This window comes from Streptomyces fradiae ATCC 10745 = DSM 40063 (assembly GCF_008704425.1).
Classification (GTDB): Bacteria; Actinomycetota; Actinomycetes; order Streptomycetales; family Streptomycetaceae; genus Streptomyces; species Streptomyces fradiae.
In genome coordinates this window covers 594,300-616,879 of sequence record NZ_CP023696.1, presented here as the reverse complement: position 1 = coordinate 616,879, position 22,580 = coordinate 594,300, and the positions used below count along the sequence as shown (strand labels likewise).

16 protein-coding genes are annotated in these 22,580 nt (G+C 74.9%); 6 read left to right on the top strand and 10 right to left on the bottom strand.

Translation table 11 applies throughout. The features are described from left to right. Positions 1–31 precede the first annotated feature (31 nt). Positions 32–1,258 (top strand): acyl-CoA dehydrogenase family protein, encoded by a 1,227-nt coding sequence (locus CP974_RS02620; protein WP_031128109.1) that lies wholly within the window; start codon positions 32–34, stop codon positions 1,256–1,258. A 207-nt stretch (positions 1,259–1,465) separates the two neighbouring features. Here CP974_RS02620 and CP974_RS02615 read toward each other — a convergent pair whose 3' ends face one another. From CP974_RS02615 to CP974_RS02595, 5 genes are all read right to left on the bottom strand, one after another. Beyond that, entirely contained in the window at positions 1,466–2,386 is a 921-nt protein-coding gene (locus CP974_RS02615; protein ID WP_223844336.1) for a carbohydrate ABC transporter permease, read from the bottom strand. Further along, positions 2,383–3,735: an ABC transporter permease gene (locus CP974_RS02610; RefSeq protein WP_031128107.1), complete on the bottom strand. Its 1,353-nt coding sequence runs from the start codon at positions 3,733–3,735 to the stop codon at positions 2,383–2,385. The genes CP974_RS02615 and CP974_RS02610 overlap by 4 nt, the downstream gene beginning before the upstream one ends. Positions 3,736–3,739: 4 nt before the next feature. Beyond that, positions 3,740–5,083 carry an ABC transporter substrate-binding protein gene (locus CP974_RS02605; RefSeq protein ID WP_031128106.1) on the bottom strand — a complete coding sequence of 448 codons (1,344 nt, stop codon included), beginning with the start codon at positions 5,081–5,083 and terminating at the stop codon, positions 3,740–3,742. Positions 5,084–5,198: 115 nt separating this feature from the next. Continuing rightward, positions 5,199–6,854 carry a glycoside hydrolase family 13 protein gene (locus tag CP974_RS02600; protein WP_085921490.1) on the bottom strand — a complete coding sequence of 552 codons (1,656 nt, stop codon included), beginning with the start codon at positions 6,852–6,854 and terminating at the stop codon, positions 5,199–5,201. Between the two features lie 252 nt (positions 6,855–7,106). Then, the gene (locus tag CP974_RS02595; RefSeq protein WP_031128104.1) at positions 7,107–8,378 is read right to left on the bottom strand and encodes an ABC transporter substrate-binding protein; all 1,272 of its coding nucleotides are present in this window, start codon (positions 8,376–8,378) and stop codon (positions 7,107–7,109) included. A gap of 131 nt (positions 8,379–8,509) precedes the next feature. Here CP974_RS02595 and CP974_RS02590 point away from each other — a divergent pair, with 131 nt between their 5' ends. Genes CP974_RS02590 through CP974_RS02580 form a run of 3 tightly spaced genes read left to right on the top strand, consistent with a single transcriptional unit; the run spans position 8,510 to position 12,311 of the window. Further along, positions 8,510–9,034 (top strand): PadR family transcriptional regulator, encoded by a 525-nt coding sequence (locus CP974_RS02590; RefSeq protein WP_031128103.1) that lies wholly within the window; start codon positions 8,510–8,512, stop codon positions 9,032–9,034. Next, on the top strand, positions 9,031–10,002 hold the full coding sequence (locus CP974_RS02585; protein WP_223844335.1) for an ABC transporter ATP-binding protein: 972 nt from the start codon (positions 9,031–9,033) through the stop codon (positions 10,000–10,002). The genes CP974_RS02590 and CP974_RS02585 overlap by 4 nt, the downstream gene beginning before the upstream one ends. A 5-nt stretch (positions 10,003–10,007) precedes the next feature. Then, positions 10,008–12,311, top strand: coding sequence for an FtsX-like permease family protein (locus tag CP974_RS02580; RefSeq protein WP_031128101.1), 2,304 nt, complete (start codon positions 10,008–10,010; stop codon positions 12,309–12,311). Positions 12,312–12,487: 176 nt separating this feature from the next. Here the strand turns inward: CP974_RS02580 and CP974_RS02575 are convergent, their stop codons facing one another. Then, complete coding sequence (locus tag CP974_RS02575; protein WP_031128100.1) at positions 12,488–12,976, bottom strand: glutathione peroxidase; 489 nt, start codon at positions 12,974–12,976, stop codon at positions 12,488–12,490. Between the two features lie 117 nt (positions 12,977–13,093). Here CP974_RS02575 and CP974_RS02570 point away from each other — a divergent pair, with 117 nt between their 5' ends. Further along, positions 13,094–13,309 carry a DUF6011 domain-containing protein gene (locus CP974_RS02570; protein ID WP_031128099.1) on the top strand — a complete coding sequence of 72 codons (216 nt, stop codon included), beginning with the start codon at positions 13,094–13,096 and terminating at the stop codon, positions 13,307–13,309. Positions 13,310–13,365: 56 nt separating this feature from the next. Here CP974_RS02570 and CP974_RS02565 read toward each other — a convergent pair whose 3' ends face one another. Further along, positions 13,366–15,879: a DEAD/DEAH box helicase gene (locus CP974_RS02565; RefSeq protein ID WP_031128098.1), complete on the bottom strand. Its 2,514-nt coding sequence runs from the start codon at positions 15,877–15,879 to the stop codon at positions 13,366–13,368. 121 nt (positions 15,880–16,000) lie between these two features. On the opposite strand from CP974_RS02565, the gene CP974_RS02560 reads away from it, so the two are divergent. Then, positions 16,001–16,792 carry a metal-dependent hydrolase gene (locus CP974_RS02560; protein ID WP_031128097.1) on the top strand — a complete coding sequence of 264 codons (792 nt, stop codon included), beginning with the start codon at positions 16,001–16,003 and terminating at the stop codon, positions 16,790–16,792. An 80-nt stretch (positions 16,793–16,872) separates the two neighbouring features. Here CP974_RS02560 and CP974_RS02555 read toward each other — a convergent pair whose 3' ends face one another. The 3 genes from CP974_RS02555 to CP974_RS02545 form a co-directional block, all read right to left on the bottom strand. Then, on the bottom strand, positions 16,873–18,660 hold the full coding sequence (locus CP974_RS02555; protein WP_031128096.1) for an ABC transporter ATP-binding protein: 1,788 nt from the start codon (positions 18,658–18,660) through the stop codon (positions 16,873–16,875). Then, a complete protein-coding gene (locus tag CP974_RS02550; RefSeq protein WP_037936216.1) occupies positions 18,657–20,522 on the bottom strand; it encodes an ABC transporter transmembrane domain-containing protein in 1,866 nt (621 codons plus the stop codon). The genes CP974_RS02555 and CP974_RS02550 overlap by 4 nt, the downstream gene beginning before the upstream one ends. A gap of 415 nt (positions 20,523–20,937) precedes the next feature. Next, on the bottom strand, positions 20,938–22,476 hold the full coding sequence (locus tag CP974_RS02545; protein ID WP_078915275.1) for a Gfo/Idh/MocA family protein: 1,539 nt from the start codon (positions 22,474–22,476) through the stop codon (positions 20,938–20,940). Positions 22,477–22,580: the final 104 nt, after the last annotated feature.

Sequence of the window (22,580 nt, the reverse complement as noted above, 5' to 3'; positions counted from 1 at the left end):
GTTAGTAACGTGCGTACGCCGGGAGGGAACCATGGCCGAGTTCACCTTTGAGCTGAACGACGACCAGAAGCAGGTCCGCGACTGGCTGCACGGATTCGCCAGGGACGTCATCCGGCCGGCCGCCGCCGAGTGGGACGAGCGCGAGGAGACCCCCTGGCCGGTCATCCAGGAGGCCGCCGAGGTCGGCGTCTACTCCCTCGACTTCTACGCGCAGCAGTTCTTCGACCCGACCGGTCTCGGCATCCCGATGGCGATGGAGGAGCTGTTCTGGGGCGACGCCGGCATCGCGCTGTCCATCGTCGGCACCGGCCTCGCCGCGGTGGGCGTCCTCGCCAACGGCACCGAGGAGCAGATCGGCACCTGGATCCCGCAGATGTACGGCACCCCGGACGACGTGAAGGTCGCCGCCTTCTGCTCCTCCGAGCCCGACGCCGGGTCGGACGTCGCGTCGATGCGGACGCGCGCGGTGTACGACGAGGCGAAGGACGAGTGGGTCCTCGACGGCACCAAGACCTGGGCCACCAACGGCGGCATCGCGAACGTCCACGTGGTGGTGGCCGTCGTCGACCCGGAGCTGGGCTCCAAGGGGCACGCCTCCTTCATCGTCCCGCCCGGCACGCCGGGCCTGTCGCAGGGCCAGAAGTTCCGGAAGCACGGCATCCGCGCCTCCCACACGGCGGAGGTGGTCCTGGAGGGCGTCCGCGTGCCGGGCTCCTGCCTGCTCGGCGGCAGGGAGCGGCTGGACGAGCGCCTGGCCCGCGCCCGCGAGAAGGCGCGGGCGGGCGGTGAGCGGGTGAGGAACGCCGCGATGGCCACCTTCGAGGCGTCCCGCCCGGCGGTCGGGGCGATGGCGGTCGGCACGGCCCGCGCCGCGTACGAGGTCGCCCTCGACTACGCCACGACCCGCGAGCAGTTCGGCCGCCCGATCATCGACAACCAGGGCGTGGCCTTCCAGCTCGCCGACATGCGCACCCGGATCGACGCGGCCCGCCTGCTGGTGTGGCGCGCGTCCTGGATGGCCGCCACGGGCAAGCCCTTCACGTCCGCCGAGGGCTCCATGTCGAAGCTGTTCGCCAGCGAGGCCGCCAGGGACGTCACGGCCCAGGCGATCCAGATCCTCGGCGGCAACGGCTACACCCGCGAGTACCCGGTCGAGCGCATGCACCGGGACGCCGCGATCTACACCATCTTCGAGGGGACCAGCGAGATCCAGCGCCTGGTCATCGCCCGCGCCCTCTCCGGCGTGCCGATCCGCTGACGGAGCGCCGGGTGCTCGGCGCCCCGCACACCGGGACCCGGCGGTCGTGCGCACCGGGACCCGGCGGTGGTACGCACCGGGACCCGGCGGCCGTACGCACCGGGGCCCGGACGCCCTGCGCGCCGGGCCCCGGACGCCGTACGACCGGGGCCCGGGGCCCGGGGCCCGGCGCCCGCGCCGCCCCCGCGACGGCCGGGGCGCCCGGCCTCACTTCACCGAGCCGGCCATCACCCCCTGCACGAAGTGGCGCTGGAAGGCCAGGAAGACCACCACCGGCACGACGAGGGAGAGGAAGGCGCCGGGCGCCAGGACGTCGATGTTGCTGCCGAACTGGCGGACCTGCGACTGGAGTTCCACCGTCAGCGGCTGGGCGGAGGAGTCCGCGAAGAGCAGCGCGACCAGCATGTCGTTCCACACCCACAGGAACTGGAAGATCGCCAGCGACGCGATGGCCGGGCGGCCCACCGGCAGCACCAGATGGGTGAAGATCCGCCACTCGCCGCCGCCGTCCATGCGCGCGGCCTCCAGCATCTCGCGGGGCATCTCCGCGAAGTAGTTGCGCAGCAGGAAGATCGCGAACGGCAGCCCGTACGCCACGTGGAACAGGACCACGCCGGGGATCGTGCCGAACAGGCCCAGCTGGCCGAAGAGTTTCGCCACCGGCAGCAGGCCCACCTGGACCGGCACCACCAGCAGCGCCACCACCAGGAGGAACAGCCAGTCCCGGCCGGGGAACTCCAGCCACGCGAAGGCGTACCCGGCGAGCGCCGCCAGCACGACGACCAAGGCGGTCGCCGGGACCGAGATCAGCACCGTGTTCCAGAACGCCCGCGTCATGCCGGCGTTGTCCAGCAGCGCCGCGTAGTTGGCGAACGACAGCTGCCCGGGATCGGCCAGCGCCGTCCACCAGCCGCTCGACGCGCTGTCCCGCGCCGAGCGCAGCGACGACAGCAGCAGCCCCGCCACCGGAGTGATCCAGACCAGCCCCACCACCAGCAGGAACGCCTGCACCAGGCCGTTGCCGAGCCAGCGGCGCAGCCTGCGCTCGGGGCGGCGCGGGGCGCGGGGCGCGGGCGGCCCCGCCGGGGACACCGGCTCCGCCGGGACGGTCGGCGCGGTCGCGGTCATGACTGGCTCCTGCGGAAACGGCGGACGTTGAAGACCATCGCGGGGATCACCAGCAGCAGGAGCAGGACGCCCAGCGCGCTGCCGAGCCCCTGGTCGTTGCCGCCGCCGAACGAGACCAGCCACATCTGCGTGGCCAGCACCGTCGCGTCCTCCTGCACCGGGCCCGGCGCGATGATGTAGATCAGGTCGAAGACCTTCATCACATTGATCACGAGCGTGACGAAGACGACCGTCAGCACCGGCGCGAGCAGCGGCACGGTGATCCGCCGGAACACCTGCCACTCGTTCGCCCCGTCGATCCGGGCCGCCTCCAGCGCGTCGCGCGGCAGCGCCGAGAGCCCCGCGCCGATCAGGACCATCGCGAAGCCGGTCCAGATCCACAGGTAGGCGCCGATGATCGCCGGGGTGACCAGCGCCGGCCCCAGCCAGGACACGCCCGTGAACGGCTCCGCGAAGTTGGCCGCGGGCAGCCGCACCGTGTACGACCCGCCGGGTTCCAGGCCCCCGAAGCGGAACGCCCCGTCCGTGCCCGTGGTGGCCGTGGCGACCGTACGCCCGCCGCTCACCGCCTCGACGGCCAGCCCCGGCAGGCCCCGCTCCGCGGCGTCCACCGCGCCCGGCCGCCCGCCGCCGCCCGGGGTGAAGTCCAGGTAGACGACGCCCCGCAGCTCGCCGGGGCCGGCCTTCGCCGCGGCGGCCCCGGCCGCGGGACGGGCGTCCTCGGGCACCTCGGCGGGCTTGACGCCCACGAGGCCCAGCGGCAGCGCCGTACCGCCGGGGGAGAGGGCCCCGGTCGTCTCGTACGCGCCGTCCGCGGCCCGCCGTACGCCCTCGCCCTCGCGGGCCCGCGCGCCCGGATACGACGCGCCGTCCTCGAACAGGTCGTGCACGCCCACCACGGCCGCGTTCAGGACGCCCTTGCCGGGGTCCTCGTCGTAGGCGAGGCGGAAGATGATGCCGGCCGCGAGGAACGACACCGCCATCGGCAGGAACAGCAGCAGCTTGAACGCCGCCGCCCAGCGGATCTTCTCCACGAGCACGGCGAGGATCAGCCCGAGCGCGGTCAGCAGCGTGGGCGCCACGACCACCCACACGGTGCTGTTGCGGATGGCCCGGAGCGTGGCCGGGTCGCGGAACATCTCGGCGTAGTTGCCGGCGCCGACGAAGCGCGTGCCCGACGCGTCGAGGAAGCTGCGGCCGACGGAGAACAGCACGGGGTACACCACCAGCGCGCCGAGCAGCAGCAGCGCGGGCAGGACGAAGGCGACGGCGACGATCCGCCGGCGCCGCCCGGCGCGGCGCCGCGCGTCGGCGGCCCCCCGCCGGGCGGTCTCGGTGACTGAGGCCATGGCGTCAGCCCTGGTTCGCGGTGCGGAACGCCTTGGCGGCGGCGGCCTCCAGCTCGGCGGCCGTCGCCGCCGGGTCGGAGGGGTCGCGCAGGAAGTCCTGGAGGATCTTCCACTCGCCGGCCCCCTTCGTGCCGCCGAACGAGGCGGGGGCCTGGTCCGACATGTCGAAGCGCACCGAGTCGCCCGCGCCGACCAGCGACTCGGCGGTGGCCCGCAGGGTCGGGTCGCCGTACGCGGCGGTGTCGAGGGCCTTGTTCGGGGAGAGGAAGCCGCCCTCGGCCGCCCACACGGCCGCCGCCTCCGGGGTGGCGAGGAACTCCAGGAAGGCGTCCGCGGCCTTCCGGTTCCTGCCGTCCTTGAGGACGACCGCCGCGTCGCCGCCGCTGACGACCGGGGCCTTCCCGCCGCCGACCGCCGGGAAGGGGAAGAACTTCGCGTCCTCGCCGATCTTCCGGCCGAACTCGTCCTTGGCGACGCCCGCGACGAAGTCGCCCTCATACACCATCCCCGCCTCCGGCTTGGGGCCGAAGACCTTCTCGACCGAGCCGGGGAAGTCCGTCGCGAGGGCGCCGTTGCGCCCGCCCGCGAGGAGCTTGTCGTCGGAGAACAGCTTCGACAGGGTCTTCAGGGACTCGACGACGCTCGGGTCGGTCCACTTGATCTCGTGCCGGGCCAGCCGGTCGTACTTCTCCGGTCCGGCCTGCGAGAGGTAGACGTTCTCGAACCAGTCGGTGAGCGTCCAGCCGTCCTCCCCGGCGACGGCGAAGGCGGGCGTGCCCGAGTCGGCGACCGCGCGGGCCGCGGCGAGCATCTCGTCGTACGTCTTCGGCGGCTGCACCCCGGCCTGGTCGAGGACGTCGGGGCTGTACCAGACCGTCGACTTGTTGGACGCCTTGAAGTACAGGCCGTACAGGGTGCCGTCGACGGAGCCGTACCCCTTCCAGACGGGTGCGTAGTTCGAGTCGACGGACTTCTCGACCTTCTCGGGCAGCGGTGCGAGCCACTTCCTCGCGGCGAACTGCCGCAACACGCCGACCTGGGGGACCATCACCACGTCCGGGGCGTTGCCGCCCTCGATCTTGCTGCCGACGACCGTGGAGACGTTGTCGCCGGTCGACACGAACCGGGTCTGCGCGCCGGTCTTCGCGGTGAAGGCGTCCAGCACCTTCTGGAAGTTCTTCTGCTCGGCGCCGGACCAGACGCCGGCGACCGTCAGGGTCTGCCCGGCGAGGGCCTTGCCGTCGCCGCCGGCCGCGGTGACCGGGTCGCCGCCGCAGGCGGTCGCGCCCAGGGCGAGGGCGGCGGCGAGGGTGGAGGCGCATACGGCGGTGGAGCGTCGACTCGTCATGTCCGTACCTTTCTCGGAGGGTTCGGTCGGTTCGGAGGTTCGGTCGGTTCGGAGGTTCGGTCGGTTCGGAGGTTCGGCGGTTCGGAGGTTCGGTCGGTTCGGTGGGGCGGTCGGTTCAGGTGGCGGTGGTCCACCAGGCGGCGGTGGAGCCCGGCAGTTCGCCCGGCGGGCACGGCCCGCTCGCCAGCAGCGGGGCCCCGGCGGCCGGCGCGGGCACCGGTTCCGTACCGAAGTTCACGGCGCACACCAGCCCCTCGCCGCGCTCGAAGGCGAGGACGCCGGGCGGCGCCTCCAGCCAGCGCAGCGTTCCCTCGCCCAGCTGCGGCAGCCCGCGCCGCAGGTGCAGGCCCTCGCGGTACAGGTGCCAGAACGAGCGCGTGTCGGCGAGCGCCCGGTCGGTGGCGTGCTCGGCGAACCAGCCCGGCTGCGGCAGCCAGGGCCGCGCCCGCTCGCCGGCGCTGAACCCGAACGGCGAGGCGTGCCCCGACCAGGGCAGCGGCACCCGGCATCCGTCGCGGACGCGGGCCCGGCTGCCGGTGCGGCGGAAGATCGGGTCGGTGAGCACCTCGTCGGGCAGGTCCACGACCTCGGGCAGCCCCAGCTCCTCGCCCTGGTAGATGTAGGCGGCTCCGGGCAGGGACAGCATGAGCAGCGCGGCGGCCCGCGCGCGGGCGGCGCCGAGCCCGGTGCCCTCGGTGCCGGACTCGCCGTACCGGGTGACGGTGCGGACCTGGTCGTGGTTGTTGAGCACCCAGGTGACGCTGGAGCCGGTACCGGCGATGTCCCGCAGCGCCTCGTCGATGACCGCCCGGAACGCGGCGGCGTCCCAGGGGGCGCCCAGCAGGTCGAAGAAGAACGCCTGGTGCAGCTCGTCGGGGCGGACGTACCGGGCGTGCTCGCGCGCGGTCGGCACGGACACCTCGCCGACCAGCAGCCGCTCGCGCCCGTCGCGGGCCGTGTACTCCTCGCACACCTTCCGCCAGTGCCGCCACACGCCGTGCACCTCGGGCTGGTTCCAGGCGAGCGGGTTGACCGAGTCGCGGGTGCGGGCGTCCGCCTCCGGGTCGGGCGAGTCGGGCAGGTCCGGATGCTTGAACAGCCCGGCGGCCACGTCGATGCGGAAGCCGTCCACGCCCCGGTCGAGCCAGAAGCGCAGCACCTCGTCGAAGTACGCGCCGACCTCGGGGTGGCGCCAGTTCAGGTCCGGCTGCTCGGGCGTGAACATGTGGAGGTACCACTGGCCCGGCGTGCCGTCCGGTTCGGTGACCCGGCTCCACGCGGGGCCGCCGAACATGGCGTGCCAGTTGTTGGGCGGCAGGTCGCCGCCCGGTCCCCGGCCGTCGGCGAAGTGGAACCGGGCGCGGGCCGCGCCGCCCGGCCGGTCGGCCAGCGCCTCGCGGAACCACGGGTGCTCGGCCGAGCAGTGGTTGGGGACGATGTCGAGCAGCACCCTGATCCCCAGCCGGTGCGCGTCGGCCACGAGCAGCGCGAACTCGTCCAGGTCGCCGTAGACCGGGTCGACGTCGCGGTAGTCCGCCACGTCGTAGCCGTGGTCGTGCTGCGGCGAGGGGTAGAAGGGGCTCAGCCAGATGCCGTCGACGCCGAGCTTCTTGAGGTACGGCAGGCCGGAGCGGACGCCGGCGAGGTCGCCGATCCCGTCTCCGGTGCTGTCCAGGAAGCTGCGGACGTACACCTGGTAGATCACCGCGTCGCGCCACCAGGGGCGCGTCAGGCGGTGGGAGAGGCCGTCGCCGGCCGTGGCAGTGAGCATCACCCGTTGACCTTGTTTCTTAGAAGGGTGCGCGCCGCCCCCCGGGGAAGGTGGGGGCGGCTGTTGTGCATGCATGTTAGGTAGCCGGGTTCAGCCGGTGTCAATGACGGAGCGATAAACACCCGCCGGTTACCGGGTTATGGAATGGTTTGTCCCGGCACAGAGGCAAGGTTCGGGCGCGCGGCCATACCTAACGGGTAGGCAAGGGGGCGTGCGGGTGGGGTGAGGAGGGGAAGGCGGGCCGGGGCGGGCTCAGCCGCGCCGCGCGACCGCTTCCAGCTCCGCGGCGAGCCGGCGCACCGCCGCCGCGGGCTCCTGGCGCTGCGCCAGGGCGTCGTGCATCACGGCCTGGACCGCGAGGCTCACCTGCTCGTACCGCGGGCTCTTGGGGCGCGGCCGGGCCGCCAGCACGCTCTCCCGCAGCGCCGGCAGGTACGGGAAGCGCCGCACCAGCGCCGCGTCCCCGTACAGCGCCGCCCGCACCGGCGGCAGCGCGCCCTCCACGAGGACCCGGCGCTGCACGGCGTCACTCGTCAGGTACGCGATCAGGTCGGCGGCCGTCTCCGGGTGCCGCGCCCGGCTGCTCACCGCCAGGTTCGACCCGCCCAGCACGCTCGTCCCCGGCCCGTCCCGGCCCGGCAGCGGCACGGCGCCGAACCGGCCCGCGACCGCGGAGCCGCCGCCCGAGGCGCCCGCCCACGCGTACGGCCAGTTCCGCAGGAACAGCAGCCGCCCGTCCTGGAACGCCCGCCGGGACTCCTCCTCCGTGTACGCCAGCGCCTCGCGGGGGATCCACCCCTCCCGTACGCCGCGCGCCAGGAACGCCACCCCGGACCGGGCCGCCGGCGAGTCCACCGCGACCCGGCCGCCCTCGTCGCCGAGGACCGCGCCGCCCGCCGAGTACACCGCCTCCGTCACGTTGACCGTCAGCCCCTCGTACGGCAGGAACTGCCCGGCGTACCCGCCGACGCCGTGCCGCGGCGCGACCGTCCGCGCCTGGCGCTCCAGCTCCGCCCAGGTGCGCGGCGGCCGTTCGCCCGCCGCGGCCAGCAGGTCGGAGCGGTAGAACAGCATCCCGGCGTTGGTCACGTACGGCACGGCGTACAGCCGCCCCTCGTACGTCGCCGTGTCCACGACCGGCGGCAGGAAGGCGTCCAGCGCGAAGCGCCGCCGCTCCAGCGGGGCGATCCAGCCGGCCGCCGCGAACTCCGAGGTCCAGGCCACGTCGATGTTGAGCAGGTCGAAGCGGCCCGCACCGGACCGCAGGTCCGTGATCATCTGGGCGCGGGTCTCGTCCGCCGAGTCGGGCAGCTCCACCAGCGTCACCCGCTCCGCGGGCCGCTCCCGGTTCCAGTCGTCCAGCAGCGGCCGCAGGTATCCGGTGAGGTCCCCGGCCGTCGCCAGCGCCACCGGGCCCCGCCCGGTCCCGCGCGGCCCGTCGCCGGGCACGCCGGACGCCACCGTCCCGACCAGCAGCAGCACCACGATCACCAGGCCCCTACCCGCGGCACTCGCCCACCGCATAGGTTCCTCCCTGTGGCACCGGCACCGGACGTCCTCGTCAGGTCAGTGGCCATGTATACCTGTTAGGCATTGGGCGATACTAGGGCGCGAAGCACATCGAGCCCGGATCGCGACAGAAGGAGAGCCCACGAGTGCGCATGCAGCTCCTCGCTCTCCTGGCCGACGGGCCCGCGCACGGGTACGAGCTGAAGCAGGACCTTGAGCGGCTGCTGGGCGCCGCGTACCCTCAGCCCAACGTCGGCCAGATCTACGTCACGCTCGGCCGGCTGGAGAAGTCGGGGCTCATCGAGGGCGAGGAGGTCGCCCAGTCGAGCCGGCCGAACAAGAAGATCTACCGTCTCACCCCCGCCGGGCGCGAGGAGCTGCGCACCTGGTTCGAGGAGACGGCGGACGAGCCGCGGGTGCGCGACGAGTTCTTCATGAAGCTCGCCCTCGCCCCCCGCACCGGCCTCGCCGACCAGATATCCCTCATCAACCGACAGCGACGCGAGTACCTCAGGACGATGCGCACCCTCTCCAAGCTGGCCGCCACCGAGAACCGGGACAACCGCACGGCGCACCTGCTCATCGAGGGCGCCATACTCCACCTCCAGGCCGACCTGGACTGGCTGGAGCGGTGCCAGGAGGAACTGGAAGGGCTGGAGGACGCGCGATGAGGCGCCTCCGCCGCTTCCGCGCCGCGCCCCCGGGCGCCGCGCCCACCGGCCGCCCTACCGCGCCCGCGGGCGCCGCGCCCGCCGGAGCCTCCGCGTCCACCGACCGGTCCGCCGCGACGCCCGCGGCGAGGCCCGCCGCCCCGTCCACCGAGACCTCCGCGGCGACCTCCACCGAGACGTCCGCCGCCCCGGCGGGACCCCCGCTGCTGGAGGCCCGCGGCCTGGTCAGGACCCATCACGGCGAGGGCGGCCCGGTCCACGCCGTGCGCGGCGTGGACCTCACCGTCCGACGCGGCGAGTTCGTCGCCGTCACCGGGCCCTCCGGCGCCGGGAAGTCCACCCTCCTGCACCTCCTGGGCGGACTCCAGCGCCCCGACGAGGGCACCGTCCTGCTCGACGGCGCGTCCACCGACGGCTACACCGAGGCCCGCTGGGCCGTGGAGCGCCGCCGCAGCATCGGCATCGTCTTCCAGTTCTTCAACCTCGTCTCCAACCTCAGCGTCGCCGACAACGTCGAACTGCCGGCCCTCCTCGCCGGGGCCTCCGCCCGCGCCGCCCGCGCCGAACGCGACCGGCTCCTCACCGAACTCGGCCTCGCCGCCAAGGCCCGCAGCATGCCCGGCGAGCTGTCGGGCGGCGAGCAGCAGCGCGTCGCCCTCGCCCGCGCGCTCGTCAACCACCCCCGGCTGCTCCTCGCCGACGAACCGGCCGGCAGCCTGGACAGCAAGGGCACCCGCGAGGTCATGCGGCTGCTGTCCCGCTTCCACCAGCGCGGCCAGACCATCGTCCTGGTCACCCACGACGCCCGGCTCGCCAGCGCCGCCGACCGCGTCATCAGCTTCTTCGACGGCCGTGTCACCGACGACATCACCCTCGGCGGGGACGACGGCGCACCCGCCGCAGGTGGCCCCGCCGGTCGCCGCGCGGGCGCCGGCGGCCCCGCCCGCGTCGTCGAGCTGAGGGACTGACCGCCGTGCGGGCCATGCTGCGCTGGGCGCACGCCGACCTCCGCACCCACCGCGGTGAGGCGCTCTTCCTCGTCTCCGCCACCGCCGGGATCGTCGCCTCGCTCCTCCTCGCCGCCGCCCTCTTCGGATACGCCACCAACCCCTGGCAGCGGATCTTCACCCAGTCCCAGGGCGCGCACGTCTGGCTGCACACCGGCCGCGCCGCCGACCCCGCGCGCCTCGCCTCGCTCGACGGCGTGGCCTTCGTCGCCGGCCCCTACGACACGGTCGCCACCACCGCGGCCTCACGCGGCGCCCGCGCCGCCGTCGAACTGCGCGCCGCCCCCGACCGGCCGCCCGCCACCGCCCGGCCGCTCCTCACCGCGGGCCGCTGGCTCGACCCCGCCGTCCCCGACGGCGTCGTCCTGGAGTCCGGCCTGGCCGCCGCCCTGGTGGCCCAGCCCGGCGACACCCTCGCCCTCCCCGGCGGCGCCGGCCGCACCCTCACCGTCCTCGGCGTCGCCGACACCGCCGAACCGCGCTACGAGCCCGGCGAGCGCCCCGGCACCGTCTGGGCCCCGCCCGCCACCGTCCGCGCCGTCCCCGGTCTGCCCGGACGGATCACCGGCCTGCGCCTCACCGATCCCGCCGACACCGGGTACACCGTGCAGCGTGCCGTCACCGCCCTCGGCGCGGACGCCGTCACCGACGTCACCCCCTGGCAGCGGGCCCGCGCCGAGGCCCGCGACGACACCCGGCTCGTCGGCCGCGTCCTCGGCCTCTTCGGCCTGGGCGCCCTCGTCGCCGCCGCGCTCGCCGTCTTCGGCGCGATCAGCACCCGCGTCCGCGGACACCTGCGGGACATCTCCGTCCTCAAGGCCGTCGGGTTCACCCCCGGCCAGGTCGTCCGGGTCTTCCTCGCCCAGCACCTGGCGTACGCGGTGCTCGGCGCCGCCCTCGCCGCCGCGCTCGTCCGGGCGCTCGGCGCGCGCATACCCGGCAGGGTCGGCGACGCCGTCGGCGTGTGGCAGGGCCTGCCCGGCCACACGGCCACGCTCCTCGCCGTCCCGGCCGCCGTCGTCGTCCTCATCGGCGCCGCCACCGGCCTCGCCGCCTGGCGCGCCGGCCGCGTCCCGCCCGTCCCCGCCGGCACGGCCGCGGGACCGCCCGCCGGCCGCGGCCTGTCCCGGCCCGCCCTGCGCGCCCTCGCCCTGCCCGGTCTCCCGCCCGTGCTCGTCCTCGGCTGGCACCGCGCCTTCGGCCGGGGCCGCCCCGCCCCCGCCACCGTCGCCCGGCTCGCCCTGCCACTGCTGCTGATCACCGTCGCCCTCGGCGCGTGGACCAGCATCCAGCGCTTCGACACCCGCCCCGAACAGCTGGGCCTGCCGGCCGCGCTCACCGCCCGCCCCGCCGAAGGGATCGGCGACCGCGAGGCGCGCGCCCTGCTCCAGCGCAGCCCCGACGTCCTCACCGCCCACCGGGGCCTGGAGGTCGCCGCGCTCGTGCCCGGCCAGACCGGCACCATCGCGCTGCGCGGCCTCGGCACCCGCCAGGACCCCTACCCGTACTCCGTCGCCGAGGGCCGCCCCGCGCGGGGCCCCGACGAGGCCGTCGCCGGCCAGGGACTGCTCGACCTGCTCGGCGTGCGGGTCGGCGACTGGGTGCGCCTCACCGTCGGCGGACGCCCGCAGGTGCTGCACCTCGTCGGCCGCAGCATCGAACCGGAGAACGCCGGACGCACCGTCTCCACCTCCCTGGACACCCTCCGCGAGAACGATCCGGACCTGCGGCCCACCGTCTACCACCTGCGGCTGCGCCCCGGCGCCGACCCGCACGCCGTCCGCGCCGAACTGCTCCGGGAGGCCGCCGGGCGCCTCGACGTCCACGTGGTCTCCGGCCCCGCCGACCGCCTCGCCGACCTGCGCGGCGTCGTCGCCGGGCTGATCGCCGTCCTCGCGCTGATCGGCCTCACCGAGGTGACCACCGCCATCGGCGGCGCGGTGCGCGAGGGGGAGCGCGACCTGCTCGCGTGGCGGGCCATGGGCCTGTCCGCCCGGCAGGTCACCGCCGTCACGGTGAGCGCCGTCGGCTGGACGGCCCTCGCCGCCGCCCTCGCCGGTACGGCCCTGGGCGTGCCGCTCGCGCACTGGCTGATCGACCAGGAGGGCCGTACCAGCGGCATCGGGGCGGGCATCGCCCACGGCCCGTCGCCGCTCCACCTGCTGGCCGTCGCCGCGGCGGCCGTGCTGGGCGCCGTGGCGCTCGCGGCCGTGCCGGCCGCGCGGGCGGCCCGCCGCAGACTGGCCGACACCCTCGCGGCGTACGCCTGACGGCCCCCGGACGGCCGCGGCCCGCGCATCCGCCGCCCCGCCACGGCTTGCGCCCCCGCCCCGGCGCGCCGCCGCAAGCGCGGTGCCGAACGCGCGGTGCAGGGGGGCGCCGTGTGGTGCCGTGTGGTGCCGGACGCCCGCACGGCGTCCGGCACCGGCACGGCGACGTCCCGGCGTCAGGCGGCGGGGAGCGCCGCCTCGACGGCGCGGACCAGCTCGGGGGCGTCCGGCTCGGTGCGCGGACGGAAGCGGGTGACCCCGCCCCGCGCGTCGATCAGGAACTTCTCGAAGTTCCACTGCACGTCGCCGGCCTCGCCGTCCGCGTCCGGCGTCCGCGTGAGCTCCGTGTACAGCGGGTGGCGGCCCGGCCCGTTCACGTCCGTCTTCTCCAGCAGCGGGAACGACACGCCGTACGTGGTCGAGCAGAACGTCCGGATCTCCTCCGCGCTGCCCGGCTCCTGGCCGCCGAACTGGTTGCACGGCACGCCCAGCACGGTCAGGCCGCGCTCGCCGTACTCCTGCTGGAGCTTCTCCAGACCGGTGTACTGCGGGGTCAGACCGCACTTCGACGCCACGTTCACCACCAGCACCGCGCGGCCCCGGTACTCCGCCAGGCTCGTCGGCTCGCCGGACAGGGTGCGCAGCGGGATGTCGTACAGGCTCATGAAGCCCTCCTGGTCAGGGGGACGGCCGCCGTCGAGCGGCCGTCGTCGGACGGCCGCCGTCGACGGCCGTCGCCGGAAAGTCGTCATCGGAACAGACGACAGGGTAGACACGTGACCATGAACGACGAGCCACTTCCGGACTGCGCCCCCGCGAACCCGGCCGACGGCGGGACCGGCCGCCCGCCCGTGTGGTGCCGGGTGTGCGGGCGACCGCTGACCGGACGCGCCTCGCGCCGCACCGGGCTGGGTCCGGCCTGCGACGCCAAACTGCACCCGGACCGCCCGGACGTCCGCGCCCGCCGCCACGAGGTGGAGCAGGACCGCCTCTTCTGAGGGGCGGTCCCCGGGGCACCTCTCGGAACGGTCTTCGGGACGGGCCCCGCAGCGCCTCAGAACGGGCCGACGTGGGTGACGCGGACCACGGCCCGGCCCTCCTCGTCGGAGGCGGCCAGGTCGACCTCGGCGCTGATGCCCCAGTCGTGGTCGCCGTTCGGGTCGGCGAAGGTCTGCCGGACGCGCCACAGGCCGTGCGCCGGGTCCTCCTCGATGGACAGCAGCTTCGGGCCGCGCGCGTCCGGGCCGGTGCCCAGGTCGTCGTACTCGTCCCAGTACCCGTCCATCGCCCCGCCCCACGCGTCGGCGTCCCACCCGGACTCGCCGTCCAGCTCGCCCAGCTCCTCCACGTGGTCGAGCGCGGCCAGCTCCACCCGGCGGAACATCGCGTTCCGCACGAGCACGCGGAAGGCGCGGGCGTTGGCCGTGACCGGCTTGACCTGGTCGGCCTTCTCCTGCGCCTGCTCGGCGGTCTCCACCTCCGGGTTGGCCAGCTGCTCCCACTCGTCCAGCAGGCTGGAGTCGACCTGGCGGACCATCTCGCCCAGCCAGGCGATCAGGTCCTCCAGGTCCTCCGTCTTCAGGTCGTCCGGGATGGTGTGGTCCAGCGCCTTGTACGCGCTCGCCAGATACCGCAGCACGATGCCCTCGGTGCGGGCCAGCTCGTAGAAGGAGGTGAACTCGGTGAAGGACAGCGCCCGTTCGTACATGTCCCGGATCACCGACTTCGGCGACACCGGGTGGTCACCGACCCACGGGTGGGACTTGCGGTAGAGGTTGTACGCGTGCCACAGCAGCTCCTCCAGCGGCTTGGGGTACGACACCTCCTGGAGCCGCTCCATCCGCTCCTCGTACTCGACGCCGTCCGCCTTCATCTCGGCGACCGCCTCGCCGCGCGCCTTGTTCTGCTGCGCGGCGAGGATCTGCCGGGGGTCGTCCAGCGTGGACTCCACCACCGACACCATGTCCAGCGCGTACGACGGCGACTCCGGGTCCAGCAGCTCGAAGGCGGCCAGCGCGAACGTCGACAGCGGCTGGTTCAGCGCGAAGTCCTGCTGGAGGTCGACGGTGAGCCGGATCCTGCGGCCCTCCGCGTCCGGCTCGTCGAGCTGCTCGACCACCCCGCCGTCCAGCAGCGACCGGTAGATGGCGATGGCCCGGCGGATGTGCCGCAGCTGGTTCCTGCGCGGCTCGTGGTTGTCCTCCAGCAGGCGGCGCATCGCCTCGAACGCGTCGCCGGGCCGGGCGATCACCGACAGCAGCATCGTGTGCGTCACCCTGAAGCGGGACGTCAGCGGCTCCGGCTCGGACGCGATCAGCTTCTCGTAGGTGTTCTCCGTCCAGTTGACGAAGCCCTCGGGAGCCTTCTTGCGGACGACCTTGCGGCGCTTCTTGACGTCGTCGCCCGCCTTGGCGAGCGCCTTCTCGTTCTCGATGACGTGCTCGGGCGCCTGCGCCACCACGAATCCGGCCGTGTCGAACCCGGCCCGCCCGGCGCGGCCCGCGATCTGGTGGAACTCGCGGGCGCGCAGCGTGCGCACCCGGTTCCCGTCGTACTTCGTCAGGGCGGTGAACAGCACCGTGCGGATGGGGACGTTGACGCCGACGCCGAGCGTGTCCGTACCGCAGATCACCTTCAGCAGACCGGCCTGGGCGAGCTTCTCCACCAGCCGCCGGTACTTCGGCAGCATGCCCGCGTGGTGCACGCCGATGCCGTGCCGGACGTACCGCGACAGGTTCCGGCCGAACGCGGTGGTGAACCGGAAGTTGCCGATCAGCTCGGCGATGCGGTCCTTCTCCTCGCGCGTGCACATGTTGATGCTCATCAGCGACTGCGCCCGCTCGACGGCCGCCGCCTGCGTGAAGTGCACGATGTACACCGGGGCCTGCTTGGTCTGCAGCAGCTCGGTCAGGGTGTCCGTGATGGGCGTCGTCCGGTACTCGTACGACAGCGGCACCGGGCGCGTCGCCGAGCGGACCACGGCGGTGGGGCGGCCGGTGCGGCGGGTCAGGTCCTTCTCGAACATCGACACGTCGCCGAGCGTCGCCGACATCAGCACGAACTGGGCCTGCGGAAGCTCCAGGAGCGGGATCTGCCACGCCCAGCCCCGGTCCGGCTCCGCGTAGAAGTGGAACTCGTCCATCACGACCTGGCCGATGTCGGCGTCCTTGCCGTCGCGCAGCGCGATCGACGCCAGCACCTCGGCCGTGCAGCAGATCACCGGCGCGTCGGCGTTCACGGACGCGTCGCCGGTGAGCATGCCGACGTTCTCCGTGCCGAAGAGCTTGCACAGGTCGAAGAACTTCTCCGACACGAGCGCCTTGATCGGCGCCGTGTAGAAGGTCACCTGGTCGTTCGCGAGCGCCGTGAAGTGCGCGCCCGCCGCGACCAGGCTCTTGCCCGAACCGGTGGGGGTGGACAGGATCACGTTGGCGCCGGACACCACCTCGATCAGCGCCTCCTCCTGGGCCGGGTAGAGCGAGATGCCCCGGCCCTCCGCCCATGACGAGAAGGCCTCGAAGAGGGCATCGGGATCGGCGGTCTGCGGCAGCTGATCGATAAGGGTCACGCCTCCATCTTGCCTGCCTCCGCCCGGGAACCGGGAACCGGCCACCGACTGGAAGATCATGAGCGGTACGCTGGGCCGTCAACTGGGCGACACCAACAGAAGACTGGGGCGGGGCACGCACATGATGGGACCGGCGCACTCACTCTCCGGGGCGGCGGCCTGGCTGGGGGTGGGCGCCGCGACCGCGGCGGCGGGCCACCCCATGCCCTGGCCGGTTCTCGTCGTCGGCGCGCTCATCTGCGCCGGCGCCGCGCTCGCCCCCGACCTCGACCACCGGTCGGCGACGATATCCCGGGCCTTCGGGCCCCTGTCCCGCTGGCTCTGCGAGGTCGTCGACAAGCTGTCGTACGCCGTCTACAAGGCGACCCGCACGCGCAGCGACCCCCGGCGCAGCGGCGGCCACCGCACGCTCACCCACACCGCGCTCTGGGCGGTGGCGATCGGGGCAGGCGGCTCCCTGCTCGCGATCAGCGGCGGCCGCTGGGCGGTCCTCGGCATCCTCTTCGTCCACCTCGTCCTGGCCGTCGAGGGCCTGCTCTGGCGGGCCGCCCGGGTCTCCAGCGACGTCCTGGTGTGGCTGCTCGGCGCGAGCTGCGCCTGGATCCTCGCCGGGGTCCTGGACCAGCCGGGCAACGGCGCGAACTGGCTGTTCGAGGCGCCCGGCCAGGAGTACATGTGGCTCGGGCTGCCGATCGTGCTGGGCGCCCTCGTCCACGACGTAGGCGACGCGCTCACCGTGTCGGGGTGCCCCATCCTGTGGCCCCTGCCGATCAAGAAGAAGCGCTGGTACCCGATCGGCCCGCCGAAGTCGCTGCGCTTCAGGGCGGGCAGCTGGGTCGAGGTCCGGGTGCTGATGCCGGCCTTCATGGTGCTGGGCGGCTTCGGCGCCGCCGCCGCGCTCAACGTGATCTGAAGGCGGCGCACGGGGCGGGGCCGGCGGGGCGCCCCGCACGCCGCCGGGTCCCCCGTCCCACGGCCGTCCGCCCCGTGCCGTCACCGCTCCCCGTGCCACGACCTCCACAGCGACGCGTACGCCCCGCCGGCCGCGACCAGCGCGTCATGGCCGCCGAGCTCGGTGATCCGGCCGCCCTCCACCACCGCGATCAGGTCCGCGTCGTGCGCCGTGTGCAGCCGGTGCGCGATCGCCACGACCGTACGGCCGTCGAGGACCCGCGCCAGTGACCGCTCCAGGTGCCGGGCCGCCCGCGGGTCGAGGAGCGACGTCGCCTCGTCCAGCACCAGGGTGTGCGGGTCGGCCAGCACGAGCCGGGCCAGCGCCACCTGCTGCGCCTGCGCCGGGGTCAGCGCCCGCCCGCCGGAGCCGACCTCCGTGTCGAGGCCGTCGGACAGCGCCCGCGCCCAGCCGTCGGCGCCCACCGCGCCCAGCGCCGCCCACAGCTCCCCGTCGCCCGCCCCGGACCGCGCCAGCAGCAGGTTGTCCCGCAGCGACCCGACGAACACGTGGTGCTCCTGGTTGACCAGCGCCACGTGCTCCCGCACCCGCTCGGCCGGCATCCGCGCCAGCTCCGCCGCGCCGAGCGTCACCCGGCCGGAACCGGGCGCGTAGATCCCGGCCAGCAGCCGGCCCAGCGTGGACTTGCCCGCACCGGACGGGCCGACCAGCGCCAGCCGGGTCCCCGGCGGGACCTCCAGCGACACCCGGTGCAGCACGTCCACGCCCTCCCGGTAGCCGAAGCGCACGTCGTCCGCGCGCACCTCCCGCCCGTCCGGCCGCACCGACCCGTCCCCGGCCTCCGGCTCGATCTCCCGGACGCCCACCAGCCGGGCCAGCGAGACCTGCGCCACCTGCAGCTCGTCGTACCAGCGCAGGATGATCGCGATCGGGTCCACCAGCATCTGGGCGAGCAGTGCCCCCGTCGTCAGCTGTCCCACGTCCAGCCGGCCGTCCAGCACGAGCGCGCCGCCGATCAGCAGCACCGACACCAGCACCGTGACATGGGTCAGGCTGACCACCGGGAAGAACACCGACCGCAGCGCGAGCGTGTACCGCTCCCACGCGACCCACTGGGCGATCCGCCGGTCCGACAGCGCCACCCGGCGGGACCCCAGCCGGTGGGCCTCCACCGTGCGGCCGCCGTCGACCGTCTCGGTCAGCGCGGCGGCCACCGCCGCGTACCCGGCCGCCTCGGACCGGTAGGCGGCCGGCGCGCGCCGGAAGTACCAGCGGCAGCCCGCCACCAGCAGCGGCGCCGCGACCAGCGCGGCGAGCGCCAGCGGCGGCGCGGTCACCGCGAGCCCGCCCAGCAGCAGGCCCGCCCACACGACGCCGATGGCGAGCTGCGGCACGGCCTGCCGCATCGCCTCGCCCAGCCGGTCGATGTCGGTGCTGATCCGCGACAGCAGGTCGCCGGTGCCCGCCCGCTCCAGCACGCCCGGCGGCAGCCGCACCGACCGCACGAGGAAGTCCTCGCGCAGATCGGCCAGCATCTCCTCGCCGAGCATCGCCCCCCGCAGCCGCACCAGCCGGACGAACACCGTCTGCACCGCGAGCGCGGCGGCGAACAGCAGCAGCGTCCGCTCCAGACGCGCGGCGCCCTCCCCGGCCGCCAGCCGGTCCACGACCGAGCCCAGCAGGTACGGACCCGCCATGGACGCGAGGACGGCGACCGAGTTGACCACCACCAGCACCGTGAACGCCGTGCGGTGGCGGCGCAGCAGCTCCCGCACGTACGCGCGGACCGTCGCGGGCCCGGCCACGGGCAGCGTCGTCGCGGACCGCGGGGCCGCGGGGTCGTACTCCGGCGGCGCCAGGCCGATCATGCGGACTCCTCGATGTCGACTAGGTCCTTCTCCCCGCCCGCGTCCGCGCGAGGCTCCTCCGCGCGAGGCTCCTCCTCACGGGACACGACCGCCCGGTAGCGCGGCTCCGTGCGCAGCAGCTCCCGGTGCGTGCCCGCCGCGACGGCCGCGCCGCCGTGCACCAGCACCACCCGGTCGGCCGCGTCCAGCAGGAGCGGCGACGACGTCAGCACCACGGTCGTACGGCCCTCGCGCAGGTCCCGCACGCCCCGGGCGACCCGTGACTCGGTGTGCGCGTCCACCGCCGACGTGGGCTCGTCCAGGACCAGCACCTCCGGGTCGGCCACGAGCGACCGGGCCAGCGCCAGCCGCTGCCGCTGCCCGCCCGACAGCGACCGGCCCCGCTCGGTGATCCGGGTGTCCATCGGGTCGCCGCCCGGCTCCGGCGCCGCCTGGGCCAGCGCGTCCAGGACGTCCCCGCAGTGCGCCGCCTCCAGCGCCCGCCCGGCGTCCACGGCTCCGGAGGACGGCACGTCCAGCAGCTCCCGCAGCGTCCCCGACAGCAGGACGGGGTCCTTGTCCTGGACCAGCACCGCGGCGCGGGCCCGCGCCAGCGGCACCCCGTCCAGCGCGACACCGCCCAGACGTACGGACCGGTGGCCCTCGCCGGGCTCGGCCGGGTGCCCGCCCAGGCGCTCCGCGAGGCGCCCCGCCGCGTCCGGGTCGCCGCACACCACGGCGGTGAACCGCCCGGCCGGGGCGACCACCCCGCTCACCGGGTCGTGCAGATCGCCGCCCAGCGGCCCGGAAGGAGAGGGCCGGCACGAGGACGGCTCCGACGGGGACGGCCCCGACGGGGACGCTCCGGACGGCGCCACCGGTGCGCCGCCGCGCGCCAGCGCCAGCACCCGGACGGCGCGCCGCGCCGAAGGCCGCGAGAACGAGTAGGCCATGGCGATCTCCTCGAACTGGCGCAGGGGATGCTGGACCAGCAGCACGGCGCCGTACACGGTGACCAGCTCCCCGACGGCGATCCGCCCGTCCAGCGCCAGCCGCGCCCCGTACACGACCACGCCGATCAGCAGCAGGCCGGGCAGGGCCACCTGCACGGCCGCGATCAGCGCCCACGACCGGGCGCTGCGGACGGCGGCCCGCCGCACCTCCTGGGACACGGCCCGGTAGCGGCTCAGGAACAGCTCCTCGCCGCCGATGCCGCGCAGCACCCGCAGCCCGGCCACCGTGTCCGTGGCCAGCTCCGTCGCCCGTCCCGCCTTCTCCCGCTGCTCGTCCGCCCGGCGCGTCGCGCGCGGCAGCAGCGGCAGCGGCGCGAGGGCGAGCACCGGCACGGCCAGCGCCACGACGGCGCCCAGCTCCGGCACGTACACGACGAGACCCACGCAGAGCACGACCAGGGTGACCGCCGAGGCGGCGAACCGGGAGACCGCCTCCACGAACCAGCTGATCTTCTCCACGTCCGCGGTGGACACGGCGACCACCTCGCCCGCGGCGACCCGCCGCGTGAGGGCCGCGCCGAGCTCCGCCGCCTTGCGGGCGAGGAGCTGCTGCACCCGTGTCGCCGCCGCGATCCAGTTGACGACCGCCGTGCGGTGCAGCATCACGTCGCCCAGCGCCAGCGCCCCGCCGAGGAGGGCGAGCAGCCCGGCCGCGAGGAGGAGCCCCCGGCCGGAGCCGTCGACGACGGCCTGGACGGCGAGTCCGACGCCCAGCGGCAGCCCGGTGATGGCGAGGTTGAGCAGGAGCCCCCAGCCGAGCGCGGCGAGCTGCCCGCCGCGCCGGCGGGCGAGCAGCCAGAGCAGGAAGCGCGAGCCCGAACGGAGGTCGGGTTCCCCGGGGTCGGCGTACGGGAGGCGGCGAAGCTGCATGACATCCCAGGCTTCTCGGCGGACGGACTCTCGAAGCGGAGCCCGGCGGGCCCAACGGTGCGAGTCCACCCCGGCAGGCCGCCGCGAGGCAATCGGTTTTCCGCCCGAGGGCGCGGAACGGGCCGCCCGGCCGACGCTGTCCGCGCGGCCGACGGGCTGCCCCCCGCCTCCGGGCCCTGGGCTCCCGGGCCCTGGTTGCGGACCCTGCGCTCACGGCCCCCGAGCCCCTTGCCCCACCCGCAGGCCCTCCGCGCCCCTGCGCCCCGGCCCCCGCCCTTCACCCGGCCCGCAGCCACGCGCCCCCGCCAGGCGCCGCGCTCCTCCCGCCCCCGCACACCCCGCCCGCTCCCGCGCGCCCCCGCACGGACACCCTCGCGCCCCCGGCCCGCACCGGGGACGCGGGTGCCGTCGGCTGCTACCCCTCGGCCGGGCGCGGCGAGTCGACGCCCGCGCGGGGGCGCCGCCACTCGCCGCGGGTGAAGTCGGGAAAGGCCATCGGGGCGCCCTGCGCGCGTACCGAGGCGTGGCTGAGCGGTACGGGCGCCGTCCAGGTCGCCGCGTCGTACACGTCGAAGTCCGGTACCAGGCCCAGCCGCATGCACTGCGTCAGCCGGTACACCATGAGGTAGTCCATGCCGCCGTGCCCGCCGGGCGGGTCGGCGTGCTCCTTCCACAGCCAGTGGTCGAACTCCTCCGCGTACGCCGCGAAGTCGCCCCACCGGTGGTCGCGGTGGTCCGGCTCGACGTAGATCCGGGCCGGGTAGTCCTCGAAGACCCCCTTGGTGCCGCCCAGCGAGTTGATCCGGCTGTACGGGTGCGGCGTCGACACGTCGTGCTCCAGCCGGATCACCCGGCCCTTCGCGGTCCGCAGCATGCTGACGGTGCGGTCGCTCCCGACGTACGACTCCTTCCAGCTGGGGTGGCCCGGGGGCATGTGGGCGGCCCGGTACTCGGCCAGGCCCAGCGCGGGGGTGCCGAAGCTGCTGAGGGCGACGACCCGGTCGCCCCGGTTGACGTCCAGGTAGTTGGCGACCGGCCCGAAGCCGTGGTTCGGGTACAGGTCGCCGCGCAGCCGGGTGTGCCACAGGCGCCGCCACGGGCCCTCGTAGTACGTCGGCGAGAACATCGGCTCCCGCAGGTCGTGGTTGTACGCGCCCGCCGCGTGCAGCAGCTCCCCGAACCGGCCCGCGTGCGCCATGCGCAGCACCCGAGTCTCGTTCCTGCCGTAGCAGCAGTTCTCCAGCTGCATGCAGTGGCGCCGGGTCCGCTCCGACAGGTCGACCAGCGCCCACAGTTCGCCGAGGGTCATCGCCACGGGGCACTCCACGCCGACGTGCTTGCCGTTCAGCAGCGCGGCCCGCGCCATCGGGAAGTGGAGCTCCCACGGTGTCGCCACGTACACCAGGTCGAGGTCGCCGCGCTCGCACAGCCGCTCGTAGTCGTGCTCGCCGCTCGCGTACACCGCCGGTGACGGCTGCCCCGCCGCCGTCACCTTGGCGACCGCCCGCGCCGCCTTCTCCCGGACGGGGTCGCACACGGCGGCGACCCGTACGCCGGGGACCGCGAGGAACAGGTCGAGCATGGCGTCGCCGCGGTTGCCGAGCCCGACGACCCCCACCCGCACGATCGGCCGGCGCTCGAACGGCACACCCGCCATGGTGCTGCCCTGCCGGGGCGGGGGAGCGGCCTCCGGGGCGGCCGGGACGGCCCCGCCGGAGCCCGCCGGGGCGGCGAGGGCGGCGGGAGCGGCGCCGAGCGCGCCGATGCCGAGACCGGCGCCCGCCACCCCGGCGCCGGTCCGCAGCACGGCGCGGCGCGAGGGGGCCGAGAGGGCGGAGGAGGCGGGGGGAGCGGAGGGAGCGGAGCGGGCGGAGAGATCGGAAGGAGCGGAGGGGGCGGAGGGGGTGGAGGGGGTGGAGGGGGCCTGCTCACCGGGTACTGCGTCGTCGCTCATGGAACCTCCAGTACGTGACGTGCACGGCTGGTTCATGAATCCCGGCACAGACCCTGGCCGTCGTCCGGCGGTGACGCAAGGGGCAGGATCGGCCTTCCGCGCCC

Coding starts and splice junctions, on each gene's coding strand:
- CP974_RS02620 (WP_031128109.1), top strand. CDS start 32: ATGGCCGAGTTCACCTTTGAGCTGAACGACGACCAGAAGCAGGTCCGC.
- CP974_RS02550 (WP_037936216.1), bottom strand. CDS start 20,522: ATGCAGCTTCGCCGCCTCCCGTACGCCGACCCCGGGGAACCCGACCTC.
- CP974_RS02615 (WP_223844336.1), bottom strand. CDS start 2,386: ATGACCGCGACCGCGCCGACCGTCCCGGCGGAGCCGGTGTCCCCGGCG.
- CP974_RS02595 (WP_031128104.1), bottom strand. CDS start 8,378: ATGCGGTGGGCGAGTGCCGCGGGTAGGGGCCTGGTGATCGTGGTGCTG.
- CP974_RS02560 (WP_031128097.1), top strand. CDS start 16,001: ATGATGGGACCGGCGCACTCACTCTCCGGGGCGGCGGCCTGGCTGGGG.
- CP974_RS02545 (WP_078915275.1), bottom strand. CDS start 22,476: ATGAGCGACGACGCAGTACCCGGTGAGCAGGCCCCCTCCACCCCCTCC.
- CP974_RS02600 (WP_085921490.1), bottom strand. CDS start 6,854: ATGCTCACTGCCACGGCCGGCGACGGCCTCTCCCACCGCCTGACGCGC.
- CP974_RS02610 (WP_031128107.1), bottom strand. CDS start 3,735: ATGGCCTCAGTCACCGAGACCGCCCGGCGGGGGGCCGCCGACGCGCGG.
- CP974_RS02570 (WP_031128099.1), top strand. CDS start 13,094: ATGAACGACGAGCCACTTCCGGACTGCGCCCCCGCGAACCCGGCCGAC.
- CP974_RS02555 (WP_031128096.1), bottom strand. CDS start 18,660: ATGATCGGCCTGGCGCCGCCGGAGTACGACCCCGCGGCCCCGCGGTCC.
- CP974_RS02585 (WP_223844335.1), top strand. CDS start 9,031: ATGAGGCGCCTCCGCCGCTTCCGCGCCGCGCCCCCGGGCGCCGCGCCC.
- CP974_RS02575 (WP_031128100.1), bottom strand. CDS start 12,976: ATGAGCCTGTACGACATCCCGCTGCGCACCCTGTCCGGCGAGCCGACG.
- CP974_RS02605 (WP_031128106.1), bottom strand. CDS start 5,083: ATGACGAGTCGACGCTCCACCGCCGTATGCGCCTCCACCCTCGCCGCC.